The organism is Sphingomonas sorbitolis, assembly GCF_036663875.1.
Lineage (GTDB): Bacteria > Pseudomonadota > Alphaproteobacteria > Sphingomonadales > Sphingomonadaceae > Sphingomonas.
The window spans coordinates 20599-45201 of record NZ_JAXOJS010000012.1 but is presented as its reverse complement, the minus strand read 5'-3'; the positions used below and the strand labels follow the sequence as shown (position 1 = coordinate 45201).

The following is a 24603-nucleotide window of genomic DNA, read 5'->3' as shown; positions in this document are numbered from 1 at the left end:
AGACCGGCCGGAAACCGAAAACCCCATAGCGCATCGCCTGCGGCCCGCGGGTTCGGGCTTCCAAGACTTTCGTACGCCTGCCGGCATCCGAAACTCTTCAGGAAAGCGGACCGGCCGCTATTGGGAAGGCAAACGGCGTTATCGGACGTCCCTGACGCAGCCGCCCTTTCCCCAAAAGGATGGTCGAGCGGGAAAGCCGGATCAGAGCGTGCGAGACAGCGGCAGAATGTAATCGCGGGTCGAGGGCGCCAAAGGCATCCCGGCTGCCGTAACGTGATCGACCCAGACAGCTTCCTCGATCTCCGATCACGTGGCAGGGGTGTACCGCATCCGCACATGAAAGATTTCGGCTTCGACGGTATGATCGGGTTCGTTCGCAGCCGGCGAGGAGTAGCAGCCAAGATGGCGTGCATCGCCGTCAACCAGCGTCAGCCCAATCTCCTCGTCCAGCTCGCCGCGAAGCGCGCTGACGGGGGTTTCGCCGTCCTCGATCTTTCCGCCTGCCTGCATGAACCACTCTGTTCCTGCCTTGCGAACGAGCAGCAAACGGCCCGCACCATCGTCGATCAGCGCGGCTGCGATCCAGATCGTGCGAGAGGACTTGTTGCTCATGCCGCCATGCTAGCAGCCGTGATCTATCGCTCAACCAGCTTCCTGGTAGGATCGACTTTCGGGAATCGCTGGCGACGGACCTCGTATACTGTCGAGGTGGTAAGCTGCTGCCGGTCCCATGGACACCAAGTTAGGCTACATGAGCCTGCTTCTCGAAAGTTATGGGGTGCGCGAAGCATCCCCTAGGTACAATGGCGGCAATGATTGAACATCGAATCCGAAATTCATCTTGAGTAGATTGTCTATATAAGCCTTACGGACCGCACCCAGGCTGACAGGACTCTTACCCCCGAGATAGTCAGAGTCTTCTTTGCCGCGACGCACTGCGATCTCACGGAGGTACTGAAATTCGTCTTCAGAATCTAATCCGGTGGTTGGTGTAAATCCAATCTCGTCATGAAGACCACGTCCGTGGTAGCGCTCCATGTCCAGCATCACGTAAATATAGGTTGGTGGATCTTCCACTTCGTCAATTACGCGTGCAGCCCAATCGGCAATTTCGCTCCTATCGACTGTGTCATTTATCAAAGCGGCGACTGCGAAGCCGAGGTCGATTGAGTCGTTAAATATCACGCGCACGCTACTGATCCTCTGAGATATGCAAAAATCTTGATTATTGCATTATGAGCACACCGACTGTCTCGCAAACGATCAGGATATGGGAAAGCCAGCGCGGCGATCGACGTTTGCACGATCTGGCTGGCTCGAACGGGCTAGGTTCGTGCCCAGCCGCCATACGAGGCAGCGCCGGTCGTCATATCAATCACGAAAGTGTCACCGCCGATCCGGCTCGCATAAAACCTTCCGTCGATATTGCTAATGCCGGAGAAGCTTTCGGTCGCGGGGCGGGCCGTATCGAAATTTCGGTGCATGTCGTCCGTGGTGCCTGGTTCAGGCGCGATCTGCCACACCAGTCGGTTACCGTCGTCGAACAGGAACACCTCCCGCCCCCAGATCTCTTGGTGAAGGACATCCCTCGACGGATGCGCATCGAAAAGGATCAGACGCCCGATGCCGGGCACCGGTAGGATCATGCCGATGGGGTAAGATCGCAAAGATTTGTCGGATAGCCCCGTGGCGTTTACTAAGCGGTCGGGGGATAGCCCTGCCCCCTGGGCGTTTACGAGGTCGATCATCGCTCTCATATCCTGCCCCGCCTTCTCTTACGCAACCAAGCGCTACCGGCCATTGCTATTTCCGATGGGGAGGAAGTTCTCGCGACCGATCGAACTTCGGGAATGTCTGGGTTGAGAGGAAAGCGGACGGACTGCTTTCGGGACGGCGGGTAGCAATAGCCGAAATTGCGGGCTGCTGCTTTTTCTAAAAGGATGGTCAATTCGGAAAGCCCACAACGGCCTTTGGCGAAGTGGCGCATATATCTGTGTAGCGTGTCTAATGATGGATCGATTGCTCTCAAACGGATCGCAGAGGTTACCGAAATCGGATCCAACATATAAGGTGCAGCCTTCTGCGCCTGCATGGTTTTCAAGGGAACAAATCAGATTTATATCGATATGCGTCTATGGCCGGCTTTAATATATCCCGGATCTCGACATATTAGTTGAACGCCCTCTTCATGTTATGTGTTAATCGATTTATCTCGATTCCAATTTTACATTCTATTTATCAAATTTACTAAAAAGCGTGTGCTCACGAGTTTTTGCAGATCGATACCAAATATTTGGAGATAAGCCATGGTTCGATTAATCGTTGCCACGTTGACTGTCTTCATGCTTAGCTTTCCAGTGTTGGCGCAGGTTACGCCGTTCCCGTCGGCCTTCCGAACCCAGGAAATCGCAACAAATGGCGCCACGATCCACGTGCGCGTAGGCGGTAAGGGACCCGCCATCGTATTGCTTCATGGTTACGGTGAAACTGGTGACATGTGGGCCCCCATGGCTGCAGAGCTCGCACGCGATCACACCGTCATTGTTCCAGATCTTCGCGGTCTTGGCCTTTCGTCAAAGCCCGCCGGTGGCTTCGACAAGAAGACGCAGGCAGGCGACGTTGCAGGGGTGATGGACGCTTTGAAGGTCCCGAAGGCCGATCTTGTCACCCACGATATCGGAAATATGGTCGGCTACGCGTTCGCCGTTCAGCACCCCCAGCGCGTGACAAGATTCGTACTGATAGACGCGCCGCTTCCGGGCGTCGGCCCTTGGGAGGAGGTTCTCAAAAACCCTTTGCTCTGGCATTTCCGCTTCGGTGGACCGGATATGGAGCGGTTGGTAGCAGGACGCGAGCGCATCTATCTGGATCGATTCTGGAACGAGTTCTCGGCAACCCCTGCGGCTTTCACGGAAAGGTCGCGCGCGCATTATGCCAAGCTGTACGCCATGCCGGGTGCGATGCACTCGGGCTTCATGCAGTTTGCCGCGTTTGATCAGGACGCAATCGACAACAAGGCGTTCCTTGCCGCCAACGGCAAGCTGGCCATGCCGGTACTGGCCATTGGTGGCGAAAAATCGTTCGGGCCGATGATGGCAACGGTCATGCGCTTCGCCGCAAGCAATGTGCAGGAGGGGATCATTCCAGGGTCAGGGCATTGGATCATGGAAGAAAACCCCAAGGCGACCAGCTCGATCGTCCGCGCTTTCCTTGAGCAAGGCAAGTGAGCGCCCGGAAGCCTATGCTCGGCCTAAGCTTGGCACTGACAGCGACCTCTTCCGCATTCGCTGCACCACAGGTCAGCGAAATCCGCCTGACGCCACTGCAAATCGCGGCGATGGCAAAAGGCGGCGCTGGCGTAGGTACGTCGGGCGTCACCGGTATACAGACGACCACCCTGTACGGCGACCCGGCCGTTACCGGCCCCTATACGATCGCGCTGCGTGTTCCAGCCAACACGCGGATCGCTGCACACTTCCACCGCGATCAGCGATCTGCCGTAGTCGTCTCGGGAACTTGGTATTTCGGGTATGGCATCATGGCCGAAGAAGCGGCCGTCAAGCCTCTCGGCTCTGGTAGCTTCTATACCGAACCGGCGGGCGCACCGCATTTTGCGCTGACCCGTAATGAGCCAGCCGTCGTTTATATCAGCGGGATTGGTCCGACCGACACACATTATATCGAGGTGGCGTCCGATCCAAGAACGTCGGCCGCTGGCCGCCCCATCGCCAATTGAAACTAATACCGCGCCTGACGCATCTCACTGCGGACAGCGTCAATGCCAGCCAGGCTTTCCCGATAGCGAACCCATAGCGAGACAGTCGCCGTAGCGATCACGGCGAGAGCCGTCCAAGGCACCCCGTTTCCCAAAATCTGTTCCCGATTGCTCTTTCCCGAAATGGCCTTTCGGAGACGGAGAAACGGGAAAGATCGCGCTTAACGAATGGCCAGTCTTGGAAGCCCGGATCGCCAGCCTGAACGTCCGTGTGCGGGCGAAGACACCCTGCCTACAGCTTCCGGCCAGACCCAGTGGCGGACACTCGCGACCCGTCTTCGGCAACCTAACTTCGGTCATTCATTCATGTCGAAGCTGGCGGTGATGCCGGCACCCATAACCTTCTCAAAAAAGGATCGAGAAATGGGAATGGCTGGATTTGGGTCGTAGTCGTAAAGCTACCGCTCAACCCCATCACTGTTGAGGATATCCCATGAAGATCAGCGCCCGCAATCAACTCTCAGGCCGCATCGCCAGCATCCAGCCCGGTGCCGTCAATGGCTCAGTCAAGGTCGATATCGGCAACGGTATGATCATCACCGCGAATATCACCGAGGAGGCCATCTCCGACCTGGCGCTCAGCGAAGGCGATCAAGTGACGGTGCTCATCAAGGCAAGCGACGTCCTGATAGGAAAATGACGTTGCCCTCAGAACTGACGCTGGACCATTGTCGCGGTCTTCGCAGGAGATGCCAGCTTGGCTATTGATGGACCATTGAAGGTCAACGTTCAGTTTCTCAGAGGCACGGAGCCGGCGATAGGACCGGGCAAGGCGCTCGTTCTTGATGCCATCGGTCGTACCGGCTCTATTTCAGCCGCGGGACGCGATTTAAAGATGAGCTACCGACGTATCTGGCTGCTCGTCGACAGTCTCAACCATGCCTGGACCCAGCCGGTCGTCGAAACCCGCGTTGGGGGAGGAAAGGCTGGCGGCGCGCACCTGACAGCGTTTGGTGAGCAGGTGCTTGCCAGCTACCGCGACATTGAAGCGCGCATGGTCGCCGCTGCCAAGGGAGCAGACTTCGACTGGCTAGTCGACGCGCTCAAGCCGGAAAGTTGAGCCCGCGGCGCGTCACGGCGTGTCGTCCACCCATGCGTTGCCCGGGCTGAACGAGAAGCCACCGGCATCCATCGACAATTGGCGGGACCAAACGGTTTCGATACGTCGGTTCTCGATAGCATCGTGTCGGCAGGACGCTCTCTCATATCGGCGAGGAAGCGGGCATAATCATCGGACCATGCCGGCGAAATTACGCCTGCTTCATTCTCCGTCTTCCTGCGCTGCCAGGCGCGATACGTGGCATCATGGCGGTGTTGTGCACGGTACCCATGTTGAGTGAGGCGGGCGGCGCAGATTTCGCGGTGCAGGCAACCACAGCTCGCCGTGCGTCCTGATCGGACGTTACCTCCCGCTGCTACAAGCTCAGTCCCGCAATCGCACTGGAACAGCCAATGCGCGTGCCCGCTCCGGCTTTTGTGCGCGAAGCAGATGCCAATGAGCCGACCAAAGCGCATGCCCGTCATGTCGATCCTGATTTTCATGACCACGTCCGTTCTGCAGTGCACATCTATATTCAGACGGATATAGTTATCGGCACAAGGCTAAAGTTCATTCTGCAAGCCGGTCGAGGCACCGACGTCAGGTGGAGGGCACGCGCACGATCATCAGCGAAAGTGTCGGAGAAGCGTTACCAGTCACCTGCAAAAGGTAACGCCCAGGCTTCAGATCGAAGTCGACCATCTTGCGAATGCCCGTGCAATCAGGCCCGTGGCTGTGTGCCACGGATGTCGCTGGCGATGAGCCACTTAGGACGTCGATCCACGCGGCAGCTCCCAGCGCGACGCGGTAGCGCCCGGAGGCAGGCACGTTGAAGGCGAACATCCCGCCGCTGTTGGCGGGTGTGCCGGGCTTCTCGGGTCGGACAGCATAGGTAACGGCCGGCATCGGCAATAGCATGGCCGTAATGCCGGCGCCGAGCGGAAGTGTAGTAGCCGCCTTGACCCTCGCTCCGGCGCGAACAGGCCGCCTGCGAGTCCAACCCTCAAACTCCGCCGGTAGCGGCACCGCCTTCGCCGGGCAGGCGTCGGGCGCGTGATCCATCTCCGGCATCGCCTGCGGGCTGGCGGCAAGAAAGAGCAGCGGGATCAGGATTATAGCCGGCAAGGTCTTCTCCAATCGAGATAGGTCTGTATATGGCCGGATATAGATCCGGCATAGCCCGCAATAGCGGGGTGTTGGACGACAAGGGGAACTTCCGATGCGTCACCTGCTTTGCGCTGCCAGCCTCATTGCGCTTACGACTTCTGCCTATGCGCAGGACCGCGCGGTCCCGCCTGCAGATGCGGCTACTGCGACCAGTGCCAGTGACGATGGAGGTCAAGTCGCCCTGCCCGAGATCACGGTAACGGCACGTCGCCGTGCCGAGGATGCGCAGCGCATTCCCGGTTCGCTGTCGGTCGTTGGTGGCGAACTGCTGGACCGGTCCTACACGGTGAATACGCAGCAACTGTCGCAGCTAGTGCCGTCGCTCAATTACAGCTCGGCGAACCCTCGCAACACCGCCTTCACGATCCGGGGCTTGGGCAGCAGTGTCGTCGCGGTCAGCCAGGCCAATGACGGCCTGGAACCGGGCGTCGGCTTTTACGTCGATCAGGTCTATCACGCGCGGCCGGCAACCGCCGCGTTCGATTTTAGCGATATCGGTCAGGTCGAGATCCTGCGCGGTCCGCAGGGGACGTTGTTCGGCAAGAACAGCACGGCGGGCGCGATCAATATCACGACGCGCGCACCAACCTTCACACCTGAGGCGACCGAGGAAATCACCGTCGGCAGCTTCAACTTCGTCCAGGCCAAGGCTTCTGCATCGGGTCCCATCACCGATACGCTCGCCTTCCGTATATCAGGCGTCTCCACACGCCGTGACGGGGTGATCGACAATATCCGCACCGGCCGGGATCAGAACCAGATCGGCAACCAGGCCGTGCGCGCCCAGTTGCTGTTCAAGCCGTCCGAGATGTTACAGGTGAAGCTCAGCGCCGACTTCACCAGTTTCCAGAGCAACTGCTGCACGCAGGTCTATTACCGCGTCGCCACGCGTGACGTGCCGCGCACGGCAACGCGGCAGTTTGCCGGGCCGACCGGCCTTGCCGCGCAGTTCAACTACACCCCGCCCAGCACCAACCCCTATGACCGCGTGACCGACATTGACGCGCAACTCGGGGTCGATACCAACGAGGGGGGTGTCGCCGCGATCGCCGACTGGAACATTGGCGGCGCGACGCTGACGTCGGTCAGTGCGTGGCGTTTCTGGAACTGGGATGCGGCCAACGACCGCGACTATACCGGCATTCCGATCCAGATCGAACAGCACATCCCGTCGCGCCAGGATCAGTACAGCCAGGAACTGCGCCTCGCCTCGAACGGCGATCACGCCCTAAGCTACGTCGGCGGGCTGTATTTCTTCCGCCAGCGCATCGAGGGACGGCCGATCTCGATCTACGGCCCGGCAGCCGCGCGCTATTTGATCGGCACCTCCGTCACCACCGGCACTGCGCCCAATCAGGTCGTCACGCCGGTTCCTGCGAACCTTCTCGACGGCTACGGCACCGATGGTCGCACCGATTTCCAGTCGAACAGCTATGCCGCGTTAGGCGAGGTCAACTGGCGGCCGGTTGATCGCCTGACCCTGACCGGTGGTCTGCGCTACACCTACGAGCACAAGACCGGCACCTACGACACGTTCGTCTTTGGCGGTCCGGCCACTACCAGCACTGCGCTGATCAACGCACGGCTCGGCATCCTGCGCGGCCAGACCTACGCCGCAAAGGTCAATGACGGTGCGCTGACCGGTCGCGCCAACATCGCCTGGCAGGCGACCGACAACGTACTCGGCTACGCGAGCTATGCCCGCGGCGAGAAGTCGGGCGGCATCAATATGTCGGGGCTACCGCTCAACGATCAGAACTTGCCGGCAGTCGGTACGGCCGTCGTGCGACCCGAAAAGAACACGGCTTATGAGGTAGGCCTCAAGACGCTGCTGTTCGACAATCGCCTGACCTTCAACATCGATGCCTTTTATACCCGCGTCACCGACTTCCAGACCAACGTCAGCGACACCCGCGCCGCAGCAGCGCTGCGCACGTATCTCTCCAACATTCCAAAGGTGACGTCGAAGGGCGTGGAGGCCGACGCCGTTGCGGCCGTCACACGCGACCTGTCGCTCCGCGCGTCGGTCGCTTACGCCGACGGCAAGTATGACAGCTACCCGGCCGGGCCGTGCCCCATCGAGCTGATCGGCAACACAGCCGCAACCTGCAATCTGAGCGGCACGGGACTACCCGGCCTTCCGAAATGGTCCTCGACCGTGGGCGGCGACTACCTTGTTCCTGTGGAAGCCCTGGGTGGAAGCGTGTTCGCACATGCCGATGCCAACTACCGCAGCAAGCAGTTCGGCGATCCGACCGGTTCGCGCTTCACGACGATCGGCAGCTACACAGTCGTCAACGGCAGCGTCGGCTATCGCAGCAGTAAGGGCTGGGAGCTGGCAGTGTTCGCACGCAACCTGTTCGATCGGGACTATATTCAGAACGTCACGATCCAGGCCGGAAACTCAGGCCTGATTCTCGCTACGCCAAGCGACCCGCGCACGATCGGAGTGACGTTCCGCGCACATCAGTAAAGACCCATAAAGCGACATTGAAGCCCCCCGAGTCACGCCCCAAGACCCGACACTTGTTCAGGTTCGCTTGCGGCTTTGCCACTAGACGACTGTCAGGTATCAGAAGGCTGTGACGGCGAGTGTCAGTGCGCCCGATATGAACCCCAGCGCGTTCTCCTATCGACACCGACTGGTCAGGAAACGCGATGACGACATACCCCTTGAGTGAGCCGGCGACGATTTATTCGGTCGATGCGTCTGGTGACGTGACCTCAGACGCGCTCGGACAAGGAACGCTGGAAGACTGCGTTGAAATTATCGCCGGTCTGTCCACAGATACACAGAAAGCCATATCCATTCGTATGGATGGCCTTGCCATAACGTTTGGACCGAAAGAAGTTGGCGAACTCTTGCACTTCCTGCACGAGGAAGGCGCGGGTCTTTCGAACAACGAAATTACAGACATCAAGAGTACCGAACGGTGATTGCCCATTTTGGGGGTATCGCACGGCTTCGCCATAGCGGTAGGCGGATCCTATGATTACCGGGTCAGTCGACGTTCGCGCCGACCCATAGTCGGACGCTGGGGTCGGCTTGTCGTTCCCCAACTTCGCCCGTTTGTTCATGTAGGCAAACCGTGGCCGACGGGGCCGTATTGATGGCGGGAATTGGGACGACCCTCGAGAGCCTGGCGATGCGTACCCCCGCTATGGTCGGCGCAATTGCGCACCGTCAGATGAAATACGCCGCGGCGCGCACCGACCAGGCGCTGACTTTCGAGGGTGATTGACGGGCGTTGCGCATGGCTGACGCCACGGCGCGATTTGCGAGTGAAACAGGCCGGGCCGACGCGTTCAAGAGTAGCGACGGCGATCGATTTAGACCAGCGATAGCAAGCCGAACGGCACATTTATGCTGCCACCGGTCGTCGTTCTGGTCCACATTGCCGACTGGCTCGTTAGATCGGGATGCGCTATAAGACATTGTACCGATCCACGGTCCCGCTGCTGATCCTGCTTACCCACGGAGCGGCGCACGCTCAGATCGTTCCGATCGACGCCGTAACCCGTCCAGACCCCATCGCGATTGCGATCGACAAGGCCGAAGTGACGGACCCCAGACTTCGGACGTTGTACGCCAAGTCGAAATGGCGAGCTTTGTGGTCCAAGCAGAGCATCACGGCATTCCAGTCCGCGCTCGCCGACCGCGGCCGGCACGGTCTCGACCACCTGGCCTTCGCCGCCGCGGACGCAATGGATGCAAGCCCCGCCGTCGCCGACGTAGCGCGGTCGCGCGCCGCCCTCTCCTATGCCGAAGCGTTGGCAAGAGGACACATCGATCCTGTCGCGTTGCACGAAGTCTATACCCTGCCCCGCCCGAAAACCGACGTAACGGCCGGCCTCGGCGTCGCCCTTGCGACCGGTAAACTCACCGAGTGGCTGGCGTCGCTGGCACCGCAGGACGCAGAATACCGGGCTTTGTCCGACGCCTATCTCCGCTTCAGTCAGGCTGCGGCCGCGGCCGGACCAGCCCAGCCGATCACCGGTGGCCTGATCCGCGCCGGCGATCGAGACCCGCGGGTAGCGGCCATCGCCGATCAGCTGACGCAAAGCGGCTATCTGGCACCCTCCGGTTTAGCGACCGAGCCGTTGCAACTCGCGCCTTCCCCCATGTCGGCGCTCTACACGCAAGCGCTGGCGGACGCGCTGAAAGGGTTGCAAACCGATTACGGGATTGCCGCCGACGGCGTCGTCGGGCCCGAGACGCTGAAGGTGCTCAACCTTGGCGCCGGCGACCGTGCCCGGGCGTTGGGCGTTGCGCTGGAGCGCCGGCGCTGGCTCGAACGCATGCCACCGGCCACGCGGATCGACGTCAACACCGCGGCGTCACAGTTGCGCTATTACCGCGACGGTACGGTGGCGGACGAGCGAAAGGTCGTGGTCGGAGAACCCGGGCACGAGACCCCGGCGCTTGCATCGCCGATCTTCAGGTTGGTCGCCAACCCGACCTGGACCGTGCCGAAATCGATCCAGAACGGCGAGATGGCGAATGTCGACGACGCGTATCTGCAGGCGCACAACATGGTGCTGCGTGACGGCTGGATCGTCCAGCAGCCGGGACCCGACAATGCGCTCGGCCTCGTCAAGTTCGACATGGCCAACAACCAGGCGATCTACCTGCACGACACCTCGGCGCCGGCCCTGTTCGAGCGCAGCCAGCGCCATCTCAGCCATGGCTGCGTCCGCGTCCAGGACGCGCTCGGCTTCGCGCAGATGCTCGCCGAGGACGAGGGCGTCGCGGACGCCTGGCAGGCCGCGCAGGCGACGGGCGAGATGACCTTCGTGCCCTTGCCGCGTCGTATTCCGGTCCGGCTGCTCTATCACAATGTCTATGTCGGTGCCGACGGGGCGATAGCCTTTCGCACCGACCCGTACGGATGGAACGATCCAATCGCCGAGCAACTCGGTTTTGCCAAGTCGTCGGCGCGCCGGGCGGAAGCGCAGGCGATCGACATCGGCCCTTAGTCACAACCCTTCCCCTTGCCCGCGAACGCGAGCGCATGGGTTTGGCCACTGGTTTCTGCCTATTGAGGGATCGCTTAGACAAAGCATTGCTGGCCGCTGGGCAGCCATGCCCCACCAAGCGGATCGGCGTTGAATTCCAACCGCCGTCGTGTATCCGTACCCCACCACAATAAGGGTTGATCATGAAGAAAGTTTTTTCTGTCGCCGTCGTTACCGGTCTGCTCTCGCTCGCAGCCTGCAATTCCAGCCCGCGCGAGCAGGCGGCCGATAAGATCGAGTCGAACACTGAAGCCGTCGCCGATAACCTCGAAGACGCGGCCGACGCCACGGGCAACGAAGCAGCTGAAGCGAGCCTGGAGAACAAGGCCGACGCAGTGCGCGCCACAGGCCAGAATCAGGCAGAAGACATGCGCACCAACGATCCGGATACCAATCTTTCGAATGGCATCTAAGCGACTGAGCGCTTAGAGTTGCAGGCAGGTTGCTCCCAAGCGGCTTGCAAAATTAGGGCATTCGAGGCGACTCGGATGCCCTTCTTACGTCTTGGAGTAAGCGCCAGGGCTGTTGGCAGCTGTAGTCCTCCGATGCACCATGCATGATCGAAAGGCTGCCCCCGAACGTGGCGACTTCACCGGCGCTTGGCGCTTCTTCCTTGGTTGGGGACAGGTTTGGCTGACGCTGTTGCGGAACGAGTCGCTCCGACAGCAACTGGTCAGCTCCCCGCACTCGCGGGGCCAGATCCACGCGGTGAACCCGCTACGCAACGTGGATGCTAGGTACGCCGGGTGGAGGATCGATGCTAGCCAGAGGCAGTATCTCGCGCCGGCCGACCGCGTACGGATCTGGCTACAGTGTCATCCGCCAGATATCTACGCCGGGCGGCAAATGGGGAGTTCAGGATTGAGGTGACTTGCTGCCCCTATTCGTCCGCCAGCGCTACTCATCCGCGCGAAAACCCACTTGTGGACATTCAGATCGCCCTTTCCGGCCCCCAACGTCGGCCGTTCGTTAATGTGCTTTGAAGCGGTTTGAGACGCGCGTCCCAGGCCTCTCAAAATCGAAAACTTGCCCATAGAGCTGCGTAAGACGAGTCCCGGTAACCCGCAGTCTCCAGCCCACTTTTGGCGAAAGCGTGTTCCAACCGTCCGGTCAGCGACAGGCGAGGACTGACAGTCCAGATCGCTTGTAGCCGGGCGACGTCGACGGTCCGTCGACCGCCGGTCTCTGCCGTACCGACAACCTACCTGCCGCGGACAACATCGCGGTCGGTCGCATCGAGGCGCGCGGCGATCGCGAGCGGATCGAGGCAGCAGCGTCCGCCGCGCTCGCCGACAGCGTTGTTGCCAAACTGCCCGACGGCTACGACCAGATGATCGGCAAGCGGTTCCGGAACGGCGTCGACCTGTCCGGTGGCGAATGGCAGAAGATGGCGATCGCTCGCGCCTACATGCGCGATGCCCAGGTGTTGATCCTCGACGAACCCACTGCAGCGCTGGATGCGCGCGCCGAGTACGAGGTGTTCCAGCGCTTCCGTGAACTGAGCGCGGGACGCTCGGCAGTGCTGATCTCGCACCGATTCTCCAGCGTGCGCATGGCGGACCGCATCTTGGTGCTCAGCGATGGCAAGGTGGAGGCATCAGGTACCCATGACGACCTGCTTGTTGCCGGGGGCCGCTATGCCGAACTGTTCGAGCTTCAGGCCGCGGGCTATCGATGATCCGCGGGCGCCCAATGTCGTCCTCACGAGAGAGAGAGAGAGAGACGCATGGGCTTGTAGGGCCGATCGACGTGCGGCAACGCCTACATGTCCATCTCACCCGCCAAGAGCTTGCGATCGCGCTCCGCAAGCTCGGTCTCGTCGGCCGGAAACATCATCGCCAAGCCGTTAGTCGCGGCGCGCTCCTGAACCTCTTCGACGAATGGCCGCAGTTCGTTTTCGTAGTGGCGAAAGGCCGCACCGTGATCGTCGGGATACCGCTCGAGCGCGTCCGCCAGCCGGCCTGCACCGATGATCGCCATCGAGCCGCCGAACCCTGCAAGCGGCGAGACGCAGTAGCCCGCGTCGCCGACCAGGGTCACACGACCGCGCGACCAGCAGGTCATCCTGATCTGATTGATCCTGTCGAAATAGAAGTCGTCGTCCCCGTCCATGCTGTCGAGCATCGCCGGCACTTTCCATCCCAAACCGTCAAACTGGTCGTGGATCAGGCGGCGTTGTTGAGCGCGATCGCGGTAGTTATAGTCGATCTCGCCGATCGTCCGAAAACCGAAGCCGATGTCGGTTCGATCCTCATAGCCGTTCAGCATCGCCATACGCCCAGGCACGCTGAAAACTTGTGACATGTTGGCGGGAAGCAACCCGATCTGCGGCACCACCTTCAGAAAGAAATAGCCGCCCATGAAGTAGGCGAATTGCTCGCCCTCGCCAAAAACGAGCTTGCGCGTGTTGGACCGGTTGCCGTCGCACCCGAAGACCAAAGCATAGTCGCGCCGGTCGCCGTTGCTCAAGCTCACCGACACGCCGTCTCTGCCCTCATCCAGCTCGACGATCGATTGGCCGAACAGGATTTCGACCTTGTCCTCCACCGCGGCAGAAAGGATATCCAGCAGATCATCACGGTGAATCTCGTATCGTTCGTGCGCCTCTGGTTCGTTGCCGATACCGATCGATCCCAAGGTGGCGTCATCCGCGTCCTTGAACTCGAAGCCACGCGGGGGCAGCGCTTTGGCGCGCACCGCATCTGCAAGTCCCATGCGACCCAGGATTTCGATCGTCTCTCCTTCGATATCCACCGGCGTGCCGCCCCGCCGCAGTTCAGATGCCGTTTCGACAATCGTGACACTGTGTCCAAGCCGGTTCAGCCAGTAGGCGGTAGCGAGGCCGGCAAAGCTCGCGCCACTGACGAGCGCCGATTTGTGGCCTGCTTTGATCGCTGCTGGCATGACGGTTGACGAAGGCATAGGAACATCCTCAGAATTGGATACGCTACATATCTATACCGAGTATATATTGATGTTCAAGCCATGAATGGACCGAACCCAGACCGTCGAACGCGCAAGAGGCTCGTGACCCGACAGGCGATATCCGATGCTGCCACGCGCCTGTTCATGGAGCGTGGCTTTGACCGGGTGACGATCGACGAGATCGCGGAGGCGGCCGATGTCGGACGCATGACGGTCTTCAATCATTTCCCGCGAAAGGAAGACATGTTCTTCGACCGCGAGCAGGAGGCCCATGATGTCGCTTTCGAGGCCATCAGATCGCGCTCACCGGGCACGTCGCCAATCGGGGCCCTTGGCGAGCTTGCCCATCGCATGGCCGACCAGCGTGAACCGGCCTTCCCACTGTTTGCGGATACCCAGGCCTTTGTTGAGACGGCACAGGCAAGCGAGGCGCTGAAAGCTCGCGCACGGCAGATGCGGGACGACTTTATCCGCGCTCTGGCCGTTGTTTTGGCGGAAGCTGTAGATCGCCCCAGCAATGATGCCGATGCCTACCTCGCTGCCGCGCTCATTACATCGGCGTGGAGCACTGCATTCGTACAGTCGCATGCCGAAATGAGCGAAACGGGCGACCTTGATGCAGCGAAGGGCACTTTCCTGGCCTTGGTCGACCGAGGCGTGCGCGGTACGCATGCTGCCCTGTATGATACACCTTACGCCGCAGGTTCTTGACCCACAATCGGACGCTCACGCCCCTTCCTTCGCTTCCCGACTTCGTTGGGGTGGACGCCCCCTGACGGCATTGATGTGCCATAGTGGAGGTGTTGAAAACACCACGGAGGAGGCGTCCATGGGTGAGGTTAGCACAGTTGGCATCGATCTGGCCAAGTCGGTTTTCCAGGTTCACGGCTCGGATCCGACCGGTGCTGTCATCTTTCGCAAAAAGCTTCGGCGTGATCAGGTTCTGTTCTTCTCGACTTTGCCACGATGCGTAGTGGCAATGGAGGCCTGTGCGAGCGCCCATTACTGGGCTCGCGAGATCGCCGCAGTAGGTCACGACACGCGGCTCATTCCACCGGCCTACGTAAAACCGTTCGTGAAGCGGCAGAAGAACGACATGGCCGATGCCGAAGCGATTTGCGAGGCGGCGCAGCGCCCGACGATGCGGTTCGTGCAGGGTAAGAGCGCCGAAGCACAGGCCTCCGGAGTAATCTTCCGTACGCGCGATCTGCTCGTGCGCCAGCGCACGCAGCAACGCCCTACGAGGACACCTCACCGAATAGTCGCAGATCGCTCTTCTGGATCGCGAAATCGCGCACCGGGCCAAGACTGACCCCGTGTGGCGAAGCGGCTGATGACCATTCCGGGGGTCGGGCCGGTGATCGCGACTGCGCTTGTGGCGCTAGCGCCTGCTGCCAACACGTTCCGACGCGGGCGTGATTTTGCAGCCTGGCTTGGCCTCGTACCCCGACAGCACTCTAGCGGCGGCAAGGAGCGGCTGGGGCGCACAACAAAGATGGGCGAGCGTAGCTTGCGGAGGCTTCTTATTGTCGGCGCAAGTTCGGTTACGAAGGTTGCGGCGCGTGACCCCGATAAAGCCGGCGCATGGCTGGCCGGCATGCTGGCCCGCAAGCCGCGCATGCTGATCACGGTGGCGTTGGCCAACAAGATGGCGAGGACCGTCTGGGCGCTGATGGCGCATGGAGGGTCCTACAGAGCTCCGGCCGCGGCGGTGTAACCGCCAAGGCTTGAGGCGTCAGGGACGCAAGGAAGGTCAGTAGAGAGGTATGGCGCAACGGTCAGAAACGGGATTGGGAAAACCAGGGATGTGTCCGAGCGCCTCGAGCGCGCAACTTCGGTCTGGACCCGATCCGCGATCTCCATACAGGCCAGCAGCGGTGATGATGCTGCATCAACAGGCCGGACACACGGCAGCACCTGAACCTGCGCGAACAAATCTCTCAAAAACCCCCTTGTATCCAGCGGGGCGTCCACACATGGACGCTGGTTCTTCTTTGCGAATGACCGATTTTGAAGCCCGGCTATCCACTCGCGAATGTCGTGATTGGGGAGGAAAGCGGACTGGCGGCTTTGCGGCGGTCAGGGTTAAAAGCGGACACAGTTGCCATATTGCTCCAACGTGGGCAGTTTCGATGAATGAAGGCCGCTCCATCTTTCGCGCTCGCGACGTTGCTTCTGCTATCCGCGTGTAGCAGCACCGACTCGGTGCCGTCGTCGCCGGAGATATGCCGAGAGTCTCCCCCGGACGACTACCGCGCTTATGATGCGTGGATCGCTCAAGCGCGAAAGGCAGGGTGCCGAATTATTGATAACGACGGGGAAGCACTGAGTATACGCAATCAAGCAATTGCCTCCAAGGCAAGGGCTTGGCCTTGACTAAACTTTGTCTGCTTTTGGGTATCCGCGTAAAGGCGCGGAATGACCGGAATTGGGCGTGAGCGGAACGGCCGGAAGGGGAGCGAAAGCGGACACCAAGCGACGGCTGTAATCTAGCGCTTCTTCTCTATCGCAGCGGCGGCACGCCCAAGCTGATTGGCAAGAAAGAACGAGCCTATTCCAGTCAGAATAATCAAGATGACAATATCAACCAATGCTGCGGATTTTCCCAGACTTTTCAATACACTGAAAGCATAAAGCGGATACCCGACGTAAATAAAATACCGGGCAAATTCGCCTAATCCATGGACGGCAAGATTAGCTAACGCTTTCATTCGGTCGTCGCTCCCTCGCCGCTACTTGGCATCCTACAAGCAATTTCCCAATGTCCGCAATTGGGCGCTAGTTGTCGAACCACGCCAAACGTTCGACATCGACCGAACTGCTGCCCATGTGGCGTATGAACGCGTCGCGAAGCCCGTCGATGTGCTTTTGCCATTTTGGGAGATCTTCGCTCGGATCGACGCCATCGGCTTCGAACAGCCACCCGACGAACTGATCGACCGTAACCATTCCTTTATCAGGCAAGAAATCGGTGACGAGCATCGGGCGGTCATCGACCACCGATCCGCACCAACCGCGTTCTACGCAAACCTCTGTCATTAAGGCATAGAAGGGCTCTCGATCCGTCATCGAGCAATGCTGAACGAATGACCGCATTCGAGCAAGCGCCTCACGGTTCGGAACGGCAACAACTGGGCGAAGGCGCCCTGCCCTACAGCTTCCGGCAAACCCAGAAGCTGACACTCACGGATACTTTCTCGGCTCCCAGTTCCGGTCTAATCGGACGCTGGGAGACTCCTCTCTGCTCCCCAACTCCAGTCACTCGTTCATTCTCAAACCCGACGTGATTGGATCGAGTCCCCTTGCCCAGTTACAGCAATATCTTTCTCTGCTACCGCACGGTTCTATGCGTAGGCTCTTACCCTTCCTTGCCTGTCTGATGCTCGTCCTGACCGCCTGGGTCGGGGTGGTGCATGCGGCAGAGATCGGCGGGTGCATCGAGACTAGTCAGTACGAAGCCGCGTCGCACGTCGATGGCGACGGCGATCAGGTCGCTGCCGATACCGACAAAGGGTACCCGCACCATCATGGCAGCTGCCATGCCCACCATATGAGCGCGCCTGACGCCGACACGCTTTCCTGCACGAGCGGCCCGGCCATAGGCAAGCTCGCGTCCTTCAACGACGCTACGCTCGTCGGGAGCGATGCCGACACCGCTTTGAGACCGCCGCAGGACTGACGCGTCGATCGGGTGCGCCGTGCGCGCCCGCGTCCTCGTCGTCAGGAGCATTCCAATGCATCGCATCATCGCGGCCGCCATGGTCGCAGGGGCCTGCGCATCGTCGTTGCAGGCTCAGACCAGTCCGCCAGTTTTGGCGGAACCGGTCCTCACGCTCGCCGAGGCGCTGGCCCGTGCCGGCGCATTCTCGCCCTTTCAGGATGCAGCATCCGCCGGAGTCCGCGCTGCCGAAGCGCAGCGCCGCGTTGCCGCGCTGCGTCCGAACCCGTCGATCATCGCCGAGGCCGAGAACGTTGCCGGCACCGGTATCTATCGGGGGCTGCGCTCGTCCGAGACGACCGTCGGCGTCGCCCTGCCGCTCGAACGCGGGGGCAAGCGCGGCGCCCGGATCGCGCTCGCCGAAGCGCAGATCGGTCGCGCCAGTCTCCAGGCCGACATTGCGCGCGCCGACCTGCGTCTGCGTGTCACGCAGACCTATATCGTCGCGGTCGCTGCGCAGCGTCGCATCGGGGTCGCCCGCGATCAGCTTGGCATCGCCACCGAGGTCCTGCGTGCCGCCAGCGTACGGGTGCGGGCTGGTCGGGCGTCGCCGCTCGAGGAGCAGCGCGCCGACGTCGCGCGCGTGGCCGCCGATGGCGCGGTGGAGCGCGCGGAGCGTTCGGCCGCCGTCGCCTCGACGAACCTCGCCCGGCTTCTCGGCATACCCGTTGGCATGCTCGACGAGGCCTGGTTCCAGCGCGTGGATGCGATTCGCCAGTCGGATGCTTCCGGTACCGCGAGTACGTTGACCGCGGCCGCCGCGCGTGCCGATTTGGACACCACCACGGCCCAGGTCCGCCTCGCGCAGAGTCAGCGCGTGCCGGACCTGACGCTTAGCGCCAGTGCCCGCAGACTCGAGCAGACCAACGATGTCGCGGCGGTCTTCGGCGTCTCGATCCCACTCACCGTGTTCAACGGCGGCCGTTCCGCCGTCGCCGTGGCGGACGCCCAACGCGACCAGTCGGATGCATTGCGCCGCGTGGCGCTGCTCGACGCCGAACAGGGCATCGCCGACGCGCAGGCGGATGCAGCGAACGCCGCCACGACGGCGCGCAACGCGGCCGGCCCCGCGCTCGACGCCGCAAAGGAGGCCGCGCGGATCGCACGCATCGGCTACCGCGAAGGCAAGTTCGGCCAGCTCGACCTGCTCGACGCCGAGCGGACGCTTCTCGACACCCGGACGGCCGCGATCGACGCGCTGGCCGCCTATCACGACGCTCAGGCCCGTCTCGAGCGGCTCACCACCGCCGCGCCTACGCCCAAGGATACAGATCGATGAACAGCCTCATCATACGGGCGATCGCGCCCGTCGTCATCGCCTTGGCCATCGCCGGCTGCGGACAAATGCCCGAACAGGCGACCAATGCCAGCGCCGAAGCGCGTGACGAAACGGGCAATAGCGCGGGCGATCCTGCGGTCGCCACTCTGTCGGTCCAGCAGATCGCGGACGCCGGCATCGAGGTAACCCGTCCGACGGTGGGCGGCGTAGCCGGCGCGATCGAGCTTCCGGCGACGATCGAGGGCGATCCGCAGGGCGTCCAGGTCATCTCCGCCCCGATCGGCGGCAGGCTGGTTTCGCTCACCAGAAATCTCGGTCAGTCGATCGGCCACGGCCAGACGCTGGCGATCATCGAAAGCCGCGAGGCGGCGTCGCTCAATGCCGAGGTGGAGGCGGCGGGTGCACGGTCCGCGCTTGCCCAGTCGAACCTCCGGCGGGAGCAGCGACTGTTCGCCGAGCGCGTGTCGCCCGAGCAGGATCTCGTCGCCGCCCGAACCGCCGCGACCGAAGCCAGCATCGCGTTGCGTCTCGCGCGGCAGCAGCTGTCGGCCACCGGCGGCGGCGGCGGCGGCGGTGGAGCGCTCAATCGCATCGCGGTGCACTCGCCCATAACCGGGCAGGTGATCGCCCGCTCCGCCACGCTCGGCCAGCAGGTCGCCGCCGACGTCGAGCTTTTCCGCGTCGCCAACCTCGCCAAGGTATCGGTCACGATGTCGCTCGTCCCCGCTGACGCCGGACGCGTGAAGCCCGGCGCGCGCGTCGAGGTGACATCCGCCGGCCGCCGTCAGGACGGCCGCGTCACCTTCGTATCGCCGATCCTCGACGAGACCACGCGCCTGGTCCCCGTGATCGCCACGATCGACAACGCGACCGGCACATGGCGTGTCGGCGAAAACGTCGGCGTCTCGGTCCTGCTGCCCGCCAGTGGCGACCGCAGCGTCGCCGTGCCCTCCGCCGCCGTGCAGATGATCGACGACAAGCCGCACGTATTAGTCCGCACCGCGACCGGCTTCCGCGCCACGCCGGTGACGCTCGGCCGCACCAACGGCGGTGCGGTCAGCGTGACCGCGGGCCTCACGGGCGAGGAGCGCATCGCCTCCACCAACTCGTTCACGCTCAAGGCCGAACTCGGCAAAAGCGCCGCGAAGGACGAGGACTAGACCATGCTTTCCCGCATCGTAACCTTTGCCGTCGAGGAGCGCTGGCTCGTCCTGCTGCTGACGCTCGCGGCGGCACTCGCCGGGGTCTTCGCGATCCAGCGGCTCCCGATCGACGCCGTCCCCGATATCACCAACAACCAGGTCCAGATCAACGTCGTCGCGCCCGCACTCTCGCCCGACCAGATCGAGAAGCAGGTCGCCTTCACGGTCGAGACTGCGCTCGCCGGCATCCCCGGTCTCGAATACAGCCGCTCGCTCAGCCGCAACGGGTTCGCGCAGGTTACCGCCGTCTTCAACGAGAAGACCGACATCTATTTCGCGCGATCGCAGGTGGCGGAACGATTGCGGACCGCCGAAAGCGATCTGCCGGAAGGCGTGAAACCCGAGATGGGTCCCATCGCCACCGGCTTGGGCGACATCTTCATGTGGACGGTGGAATATCGCGAGCTCGATCAGGTCAACCACCGGAACGGCGAGCCCGGCCTGCAGAAGGACGGCAGCTACATCACGCCCGAGGGCGACCATCTCGTCAGCGAACCCGACAAGGCGACCTATCTGCGCACCGTACAGGACTGGATCGTCACGCCGCAGCTGAAGAGCAGTGCGGGTCTAGCCGGCGTCGACAGCCTCGGCGGCTACACCAAGCAATATCTCGTCGTCCCCGACATCCAGCGGATGGCGGCGATGAAGATCACGCTGAACGACCTCGCCACTGCGCTCGAGCGCAACAACACGAGCGCCGGCGCGGGCATCGTCGATCGCAACGGCGAAGGTCTCGCGGTTCGCGCCGATGGCCGCGTTCGCAACGCCGACGAACTCGCGCGCACCGTCGTCGCGACGCGCGAAAGCGTGCCGATCCTGCTCAGCCAGATCGCCACGGTCCGTACCGGCCAGGCGCTGCGCATGGGGTCGGCCTCGGAGAACGGCCACGAAGTCGTGGTCGGCACCGCGGTCATGCGGATCGGCGAGAACAGCCGCACCGTGTCGACGGGCGTGGGCAGGCGGCTGGAGGAGATCGGCCGCGCCCTGCCCGTCGACGTCGTGGTGAAGCCGGTGCTCAACCGCACCGAACTAGTCAATTCGACCATCGCGACCGTCGCCCGCAACCTCGCTGAAGGAGCCGTACTGGTCATTGTCGTGCTGTTCGTGCTGCTCGGCAACTTCCGCGCCGCACTTATCGCGGCACTGGTGATCCCTGTCACGATGCTGCTGACCAGCATCGGCATGCTGAAGGCAGGCGTGTCCGCGAACCTGATGAGTCTCGGCGCGCTCGATTTCGGGCTGATCGTCGACGGTGCCGTCATCATCGTCGAGAACGCGCTGCGTCGTCTGGGCGAGGCGCAGCATGGCAGGGACGGACCGCTGCCGCTTCGGGACAGGCTGGAACTGGTCGCCGCATCGGCGCGCGAGATGATCCGACCATCGGTCTACGGCCAGGCGATCATCATCCTCGTCTACGCCCCGCTGCTGACCTTCACCGGCGTCGAGGGCAAGATGTTCGAACCGATGGCGCTGACCGTCATCATCGCGCTCGTCTTCGCCTTCGTTCTGTCGATGACGTTCGTCCCCGCGGCCATCGCGATAGGATTGAGCAGGCCGGTCGACGAGAAGGAAAGCCGCATCATCGGCTGGCTGCGTCGCCGCTACGAGCCAGGGCTTGGCAAGGCGATGGGCCGACCGAGCATGACGCTCGGGATCGCGGTCGGCGCGCTCGCGATCGCGGGTGTCGCCTTCACCACGCTCGGCCAGGAGTTCCTGCCGCAGCTCGACGAGGGCAACATCCTCGTCCAGGCGGTGCGCATCCCCGGTACCTCGGTCGACCAGAGCCAGGCGATGCAGTTCCAGGTCGAGAAGATGCTCGCACGCCAGCCCGAGGTCCGGTTCGCCTTCTCGCGCACCGGCACGTCCGAGATCGCGAGCGATCCGATGCCGCCGAACGCCACCGACACCTTCGTCATCCTGAAGCCCAGGGCCGAATGGCCCAACCCGAGCCTAGCCAAGGAAGCGCTGGTCGGACGGATCGAAAAGCGGCTCTCGACGCTGCCCGGCAATGCGTACGAGATCACCCAGCCGATCCAGATGCGCTTCAACGAGCTGATCGCCGGCGTGCGCGGCGACATCGCGGTCAAGATCTTCGGCGACGACTTCGGCGGCATGAACGCCGCCGCCGACCGCATCGCCAAGATCCTGCGCAAGACTGAGGGCGCCGTCGACGTCCGCGTCGAGCAGACCGAGGGGCTGCCGATGCTCGACATCCGTCCGAACCGGATGGCGATGTCGCGGATCGGCGTGACCGCGGGCGATGTGCAGGATACGGTGGCCGCCGCGATTGGCGGGCGCGAGGCTGGCCTGATCTTCGAGGGCGACCGCCGCTTCCCCGTCGTGATCCGCCTGTCCGAAGCGTCGCGCTCCGACCTGACCCAAGTGGCGCAGGTGCCCGTGCCGACGTCCGCCGGCGGTTTCGTGCCGCTATCGACGGTCGCCGACATTGCGGTCGTCGACGGCCCCAACCAGATCAGCCGCGAGAACGGCAAGCGCCGCGTGGTCGTCCAGGCCAACGTGCGCGACCGCGACGTCGCCAGCGTCGTCGCCGATGCGCGCACCGCGATCGATGCGCAGGTGAAGATGCCGCCGGGAACCTATGTCGAATGGGGCGGGCAGTTCGAGAACCTCGCGTCCGCACGCGATCGGCTGCTCCTCGTCGTGCCGGTCTGCTTCGCGGTCATCATGCTGCTGCTGTACGGCGCGCTCGGCTCGGTCCGCGATGCGGTGATTGTCTTTACAGGCGTACCGCTCGCGCTGGTTGGCGGCGTGCTCGCGCTCGTGCTGCGCGGCATGCCGTTCTCGGTGTCGGCCGCGGTCGGCTTCATCGCGCTGTCGGGGATCGCCGTGCTCAACGGTCTGGTCATGGTGTCGTCGATCCACGACCTGATGGCCCGCGGCATGGACCGGGTCCGGGCCGCGCACGACGGCGCGCTCGCCCGATTGCGCCCCGTCGCGATGACCGCGTTCGTCGCCAGCCTAGGCTTCGTGCCGATGGCGCTCGGTCACGGCGCCGGCGCCGAGGTGCAGAAGCCGCTGGCGACCGTCGTCATCGGCGGCCTGATCTCGGCGACGCTGCTGACGCTCTTCGTCCTGCCGACACTCTACGCTCGGTTCGGCGGATGGAGGGGCTCGGAGAATATGATCTTCGGCGACGTGCGCGATCGGGGACAACCTAGTTAAGCGAAGACCACGACGACCCATGCTCGGACATTCACAACCCGTTTTCCGTTCCCCCAACTTCGGCCATTTGTTCATCTTTGCTGCAAAGCCGAAATCAGCTCTTCAAGCCCTAGTCACATCATATTTTTTTCAGAGCCAAGAGTTTAGGGATATGCCGATTTGAATCAGGACCTTGCGACGACGTTTGCGGATTTCGATGTCTTGAAAGCACATCCGGATATCAGTCGCTTCCTGCGCTGGATTGCCGACAAGACTGCGGATCTTCACGCCCCCACTCGCCGTGCCGAGATCCGCTGATTGCATCGGCCTCGACGATGGATCGTCATCGTCAACGGACTTTTATGGCGGCGGCACTTAACGATCGGATGACCGTTCCTCCAGCGACCCGAATAGCAGGACGCTTTCCATGACCGATGATCCGCGCACCAGCCACCCGACCAGCTTTCCCGGCGAACCGCAGCAGCCGCGCCCCGGGCTTGTCGCCAACATGACGACCAAACCCGACCACGGCGAAGAAAGCTATGTCGGCAAGGGCTTGCTGCGAGGGAAGGTCGCGCTGATCACCGGTGGTGATTCCGGCATCGGCAAGGCCATCGCCATCGCTTACGCGCGTGAAGGCGCGGACATCGCAATCTCGTACCTCGCCGTCGAGCAAGAGGATGCCGAAGATACACGCGCCTGGGTCGAAAAGGCAGGACGGCGATGCGTATTGCTGCCGGGCGACATTCGCGACCGCGATCACTGCGTCACGCTGGTGGAGCGCACCGTCAGTGACCTTGGCGGGATCGATATACTGGTCAACAACGCCGCCGCCCAGACGATGAACGAGGATCTGGACAGCATCGACGACGACGAGATGCAGGGTGCGTTCTCCGCCAATGTGTTCGCGATGATCCGTCTGGCGAAGGCCGCGGCGCCGCACATGAAGCCGGGGTCGGCGATCGTGAACACCACGAGCGAACAGGCCAAGGTCGCGACCAAGAGTATGATCGTCTACGCCGCAACCAAAGGCGCGATCTCCAGCCTCACCGTCGGGCTTTCGAACCTGCTCGTAGCGAACGGCATTCGCGTCAACGCCGTGGCGCCGGGCCCGATCTGGACGCCGATCCAGCCGATCGCGAAGTCGCCGGAGGAACTGGAAAAACTCGGTCAGGATACCCCGATCGGTCGCGCAGGACAGCCGGCCGAGCTTGCTCCGGCGTATGTCCTTCTCGCGTCGTCGGAGGGAAGCTACATGACCGGTGCAGTGATCGCGGTCACCGGTGGTGTGCCGATCAACTGACGGAAGAACGGGCACTT

General features: G+C 62.3%; 24 protein-coding genes and 1 pseudogene. 18 read left to right on the top strand and 7 right to left on the bottom strand.

Translation table 11 applies throughout. From position 1 onward, the window contains the following. Positions 1 to 306: 306 nt before the first annotated feature. The 3 genes from U1763_RS20340 to U1763_RS20330 form a co-directional block, all read right to left on the bottom strand. Complete coding sequence (locus tag U1763_RS20340; protein WP_332756747.1) at positions 307 to 612, bottom strand: NUDIX hydrolase; 306 nt, start codon at positions 610 to 612, stop codon at positions 307 to 309. Positions 613 to 771: 159 nt separating this feature from the next. Continuing rightward, a complete protein-coding gene (locus U1763_RS20335; RefSeq protein WP_132898538.1) occupies positions 772 to 1191 on the bottom strand; it encodes a hypothetical protein in 420 nt (139 codons plus the stop codon). A gap of 134 nt (positions 1192 to 1325) precedes the next feature. Further along, complete coding sequence (locus U1763_RS20330; protein ID WP_332756746.1) at positions 1326 to 1748, bottom strand: hypothetical protein; 423 nt, start codon at positions 1746 to 1748, stop codon at positions 1326 to 1328. A 558-nt stretch (positions 1749 to 2306) separates the two neighbouring features. Here U1763_RS20330 and U1763_RS20325 point away from each other — a divergent pair. The 4 genes from U1763_RS20325 to U1763_RS20310 all read left to right on the top strand — a co-directional run bounded on the left by U1763_RS20325 (position 2307) and on the right by U1763_RS20310 (position 4835). Next, complete coding sequence (locus U1763_RS20325) at positions 2307 to 3227, top strand: alpha/beta fold hydrolase (protein ID WP_332756745.1); 921 nt, start codon at positions 2307 to 2309, stop codon at positions 3225 to 3227. Positions 3228 to 3256: 29 nt separating this feature from the next. After that, on the top strand, positions 3257 to 3736 hold the full coding sequence (locus tag U1763_RS20320; RefSeq protein WP_332756744.1) for a cupin domain-containing protein: 480 nt from the start codon (positions 3257 to 3259) through the stop codon (positions 3734 to 3736). 472 nt (positions 3737 to 4208) lie between these two features. Continuing rightward, positions 4209 to 4415: a TOBE domain-containing protein gene (locus U1763_RS20315; RefSeq protein ID WP_332756743.1), complete on the top strand. Its 207-nt coding sequence runs from the start codon at positions 4209 to 4211 to the stop codon at positions 4413 to 4415. Positions 4416 to 4472: 57 nt separating this feature from the next. Then, positions 4473 to 4835, top strand: a complete 363-nt coding sequence (locus tag U1763_RS20310; RefSeq protein ID WP_332756742.1) for a winged helix-turn-helix domain-containing protein — start codon at positions 4473 to 4475, stop codon at positions 4833 to 4835. 579 nt (positions 4836 to 5414) lie between these two features. Here the strand turns inward: U1763_RS20310 and U1763_RS20305 are convergent. Then, positions 5415 to 5951: a homogentisate 1,2-dioxygenase gene (locus tag U1763_RS20305; RefSeq protein ID WP_332756741.1), complete on the bottom strand. Its 537-nt coding sequence runs from the start codon at positions 5949 to 5951 to the stop codon at positions 5415 to 5417. Between the two features lie 82 nt (positions 5952 to 6033). On the opposite strand from U1763_RS20305, the gene U1763_RS20300 reads away from it, so the two are divergent. The 6 genes from U1763_RS20300 to U1763_RS20275 all read left to right on the top strand — a co-directional run bounded on the left by U1763_RS20300 (position 6034) and on the right by U1763_RS20275 (position 12675). Then, entirely contained in the window at positions 6034 to 8454 is a 2421-nt protein-coding gene (locus tag U1763_RS20300) for a TonB-dependent receptor (RefSeq protein ID WP_332756740.1), read from the top strand. A gap of 185 nt (positions 8455 to 8639) precedes the next feature. Continuing rightward, positions 8640 to 8918 carry a hypothetical protein gene (locus U1763_RS20295; protein WP_332756739.1) on the top strand — a complete coding sequence of 93 codons (279 nt, stop codon included), beginning with the start codon at positions 8640 to 8642 and terminating at the stop codon, positions 8916 to 8918. 483 nt (positions 8919 to 9401) lie between these two features. Next, positions 9402 to 10958 (top strand): L,D-transpeptidase family protein, encoded by a 1557-nt coding sequence (locus tag U1763_RS20290; protein WP_332756738.1) that lies wholly within the window; start codon positions 9402 to 9404, stop codon positions 10956 to 10958. Between the two features lie 182 nt (positions 10959 to 11140). Continuing rightward, positions 11141 to 11410 (top strand): hypothetical protein, encoded by a 270-nt coding sequence (locus U1763_RS20285; RefSeq protein WP_332756737.1) that lies wholly within the window; start codon positions 11141 to 11143, stop codon positions 11408 to 11410. Positions 11411 to 11549: 139 nt separating this feature from the next. After that, positions 11550 to 11867: a M13-type metalloendopeptidase gene (locus U1763_RS20280; protein ID WP_332756736.1), complete on the top strand. Its 318-nt coding sequence runs from the start codon at positions 11550 to 11552 to the stop codon at positions 11865 to 11867. 349 nt (positions 11868 to 12216) lie between these two features. Continuing rightward, entirely contained in the window at positions 12217 to 12675 is a 459-nt protein-coding gene (locus U1763_RS20275) for an ATP-binding cassette domain-containing protein (RefSeq protein ID WP_332756748.1), read from the top strand. 83 nt (positions 12676 to 12758) lie between these two features. On the opposite strand, the gene U1763_RS20270 is transcribed toward U1763_RS20275, so the two are convergent. Further along, positions 12759 to 13919 carry an FAD-dependent monooxygenase gene (locus U1763_RS20270; protein ID WP_332756735.1) on the bottom strand — a complete coding sequence of 387 codons (1161 nt, stop codon included), beginning with the start codon at positions 13917 to 13919 and terminating at the stop codon, positions 12759 to 12761. 105 nt (positions 13920 to 14024) lie between these two features. Between U1763_RS20270 and U1763_RS20265 the strand changes: the two genes are divergently transcribed. Together U1763_RS20265 and U1763_RS20260 are read left to right on the top strand one after the other, a co-directional pair. After that, a complete protein-coding gene (locus tag U1763_RS20265; protein WP_332756734.1) occupies positions 14025 to 14633 on the top strand; it encodes a TetR/AcrR family transcriptional regulator in 609 nt (202 codons plus the stop codon). A 118-nt stretch (positions 14634 to 14751) separates the two neighbouring features. Then, positions 14752 to 15639, top strand: a pseudogene (locus U1763_RS20260) (IS110 family RNA-guided transposase). 772 nt (positions 15640 to 16411) lie between these two features. Here U1763_RS20260 and U1763_RS20255 read toward each other — a convergent pair. Next, a complete protein-coding gene (locus U1763_RS20255; RefSeq protein ID WP_332756733.1) occupies positions 16412 to 16633 on the bottom strand; it encodes a hypothetical protein in 222 nt (73 codons plus the stop codon). A 67-nt stretch (positions 16634 to 16700) separates the two neighbouring features. Continuing rightward, a complete protein-coding gene (locus U1763_RS20250) occupies positions 16701 to 16922 on the bottom strand; it encodes a hypothetical protein (RefSeq protein ID WP_332756732.1) in 222 nt (73 codons plus the stop codon). A 379-nt stretch (positions 16923 to 17301) separates the two neighbouring features. On the opposite strand from U1763_RS20250, the gene U1763_RS20245 reads away from it, so the two are divergent. The 6 genes from U1763_RS20245 (at position 17302) to U1763_RS20220 (ending at position 24586) form a co-directional block, all read left to right on the top strand. Next, a complete protein-coding gene (locus tag U1763_RS20245) occupies positions 17302 to 17601 on the top strand; it encodes a hypothetical protein (protein WP_332756731.1) in 300 nt (99 codons plus the stop codon). A gap of 55 nt (positions 17602 to 17656) precedes the next feature. Next, positions 17657 to 18919 (top strand): TolC family protein, encoded by a 1263-nt coding sequence (locus tag U1763_RS20240; protein WP_332756730.1) that lies wholly within the window; start codon positions 17657 to 17659, stop codon positions 18917 to 18919. Next, positions 18916 to 20079, top strand: a complete 1164-nt coding sequence (locus U1763_RS20235) for an efflux RND transporter periplasmic adaptor subunit (RefSeq protein WP_332756729.1) — start codon at positions 18916 to 18918, stop codon at positions 20077 to 20079. The genes U1763_RS20240 and U1763_RS20235 overlap by 4 nt, the downstream gene beginning before the upstream one ends. A 3-nt stretch (positions 20080 to 20082) precedes the next feature. Then, a complete protein-coding gene (locus tag U1763_RS20230; RefSeq protein WP_332756728.1) occupies positions 20083 to 23304 on the top strand; it encodes an efflux RND transporter permease subunit in 3222 nt (1073 codons plus the stop codon). 159 nt (positions 23305 to 23463) lie between these two features. Beyond that, complete coding sequence (locus U1763_RS20225; protein WP_277982691.1) at positions 23464 to 23601, top strand: hypothetical protein; 138 nt, start codon at positions 23464 to 23466, stop codon at positions 23599 to 23601. Positions 23602 to 23710: 109 nt separating this feature from the next. After that, positions 23711 to 24586: an SDR family oxidoreductase gene (locus U1763_RS20220; RefSeq protein WP_332756727.1), complete on the top strand. Its 876-nt coding sequence runs from the start codon at positions 23711 to 23713 to the stop codon at positions 24584 to 24586. Positions 24587 to 24603: the final 17 nt, after the last annotated feature.

Bases quoted from the DNA above. Each gene is read 5' to 3' on its own strand.
- U1763_RS20340 (WP_332756747.1), bottom strand. From the start codon at position 612: ATGAGCAACAAGTCCTCTCGCACGATCTGGATCGCAGCCGCGCTGATC.
- U1763_RS20330 (WP_332756746.1), bottom strand. From the start codon at position 1,748: ATGATCGACCTCGTAAACGCCCAGGGGGCAGGGCTATCCCCCGACCGC.
- U1763_RS20325 (WP_332756745.1), top strand. From the start codon at position 2,307: ATGGTTCGATTAATCGTTGCCACGTTGACTGTCTTCATGCTTAGCTTT.
- U1763_RS20315 (WP_332756743.1), top strand. From the start codon at position 4,209: ATGAAGATCAGCGCCCGCAATCAACTCTCAGGCCGCATCGCCAGCATC.
- U1763_RS20300 (WP_332756740.1), top strand. From the start codon at position 6,034: ATGCGTCACCTGCTTTGCGCTGCCAGCCTCATTGCGCTTACGACTTCT.
- U1763_RS20295 (WP_332756739.1), top strand. From the start codon at position 8,640: ATGACGACATACCCCTTGAGTGAGCCGGCGACGATTTATTCGGTCGAT.
- U1763_RS20290 (WP_332756738.1), top strand. From the start codon at position 9,402: ATGCGCTATAAGACATTGTACCGATCCACGGTCCCGCTGCTGATCCTG.
- U1763_RS20285 (WP_332756737.1), top strand. From the start codon at position 11,141: ATGAAGAAAGTTTTTTCTGTCGCCGTCGTTACCGGTCTGCTCTCGCTC.
- U1763_RS20280 (WP_332756736.1), top strand. From the start codon at position 11,550: ATGCATGATCGAAAGGCTGCCCCCGAACGTGGCGACTTCACCGGCGCT.
- U1763_RS20270 (WP_332756735.1), bottom strand. From the start codon at position 13,919: ATGCCTTCGTCAACCGTCATGCCAGCAGCGATCAAAGCAGGCCACAAA.
- U1763_RS20255 (WP_332756733.1), bottom strand. From the start codon at position 16,633: ATGAAAGCGTTAGCTAATCTTGCCGTCCATGGATTAGGCGAATTTGCC.
- U1763_RS20245 (WP_332756731.1), top strand. From the start codon at position 17,302: ATGCTCGTCCTGACCGCCTGGGTCGGGGTGGTGCATGCGGCAGAGATC.
- U1763_RS20240 (WP_332756730.1), top strand. From the start codon at position 17,657: ATGCATCGCATCATCGCGGCCGCCATGGTCGCAGGGGCCTGCGCATCG.
- U1763_RS20235 (WP_332756729.1), top strand. From the start codon at position 18,916: ATGAACAGCCTCATCATACGGGCGATCGCGCCCGTCGTCATCGCCTTG.
- U1763_RS20230 (WP_332756728.1), top strand. From the start codon at position 20,083: ATGCTTTCCCGCATCGTAACCTTTGCCGTCGAGGAGCGCTGGCTCGTC.
- U1763_RS20220 (WP_332756727.1), top strand. From the start codon at position 23,711: ATGACCGATGATCCGCGCACCAGCCACCCGACCAGCTTTCCCGGCGAA.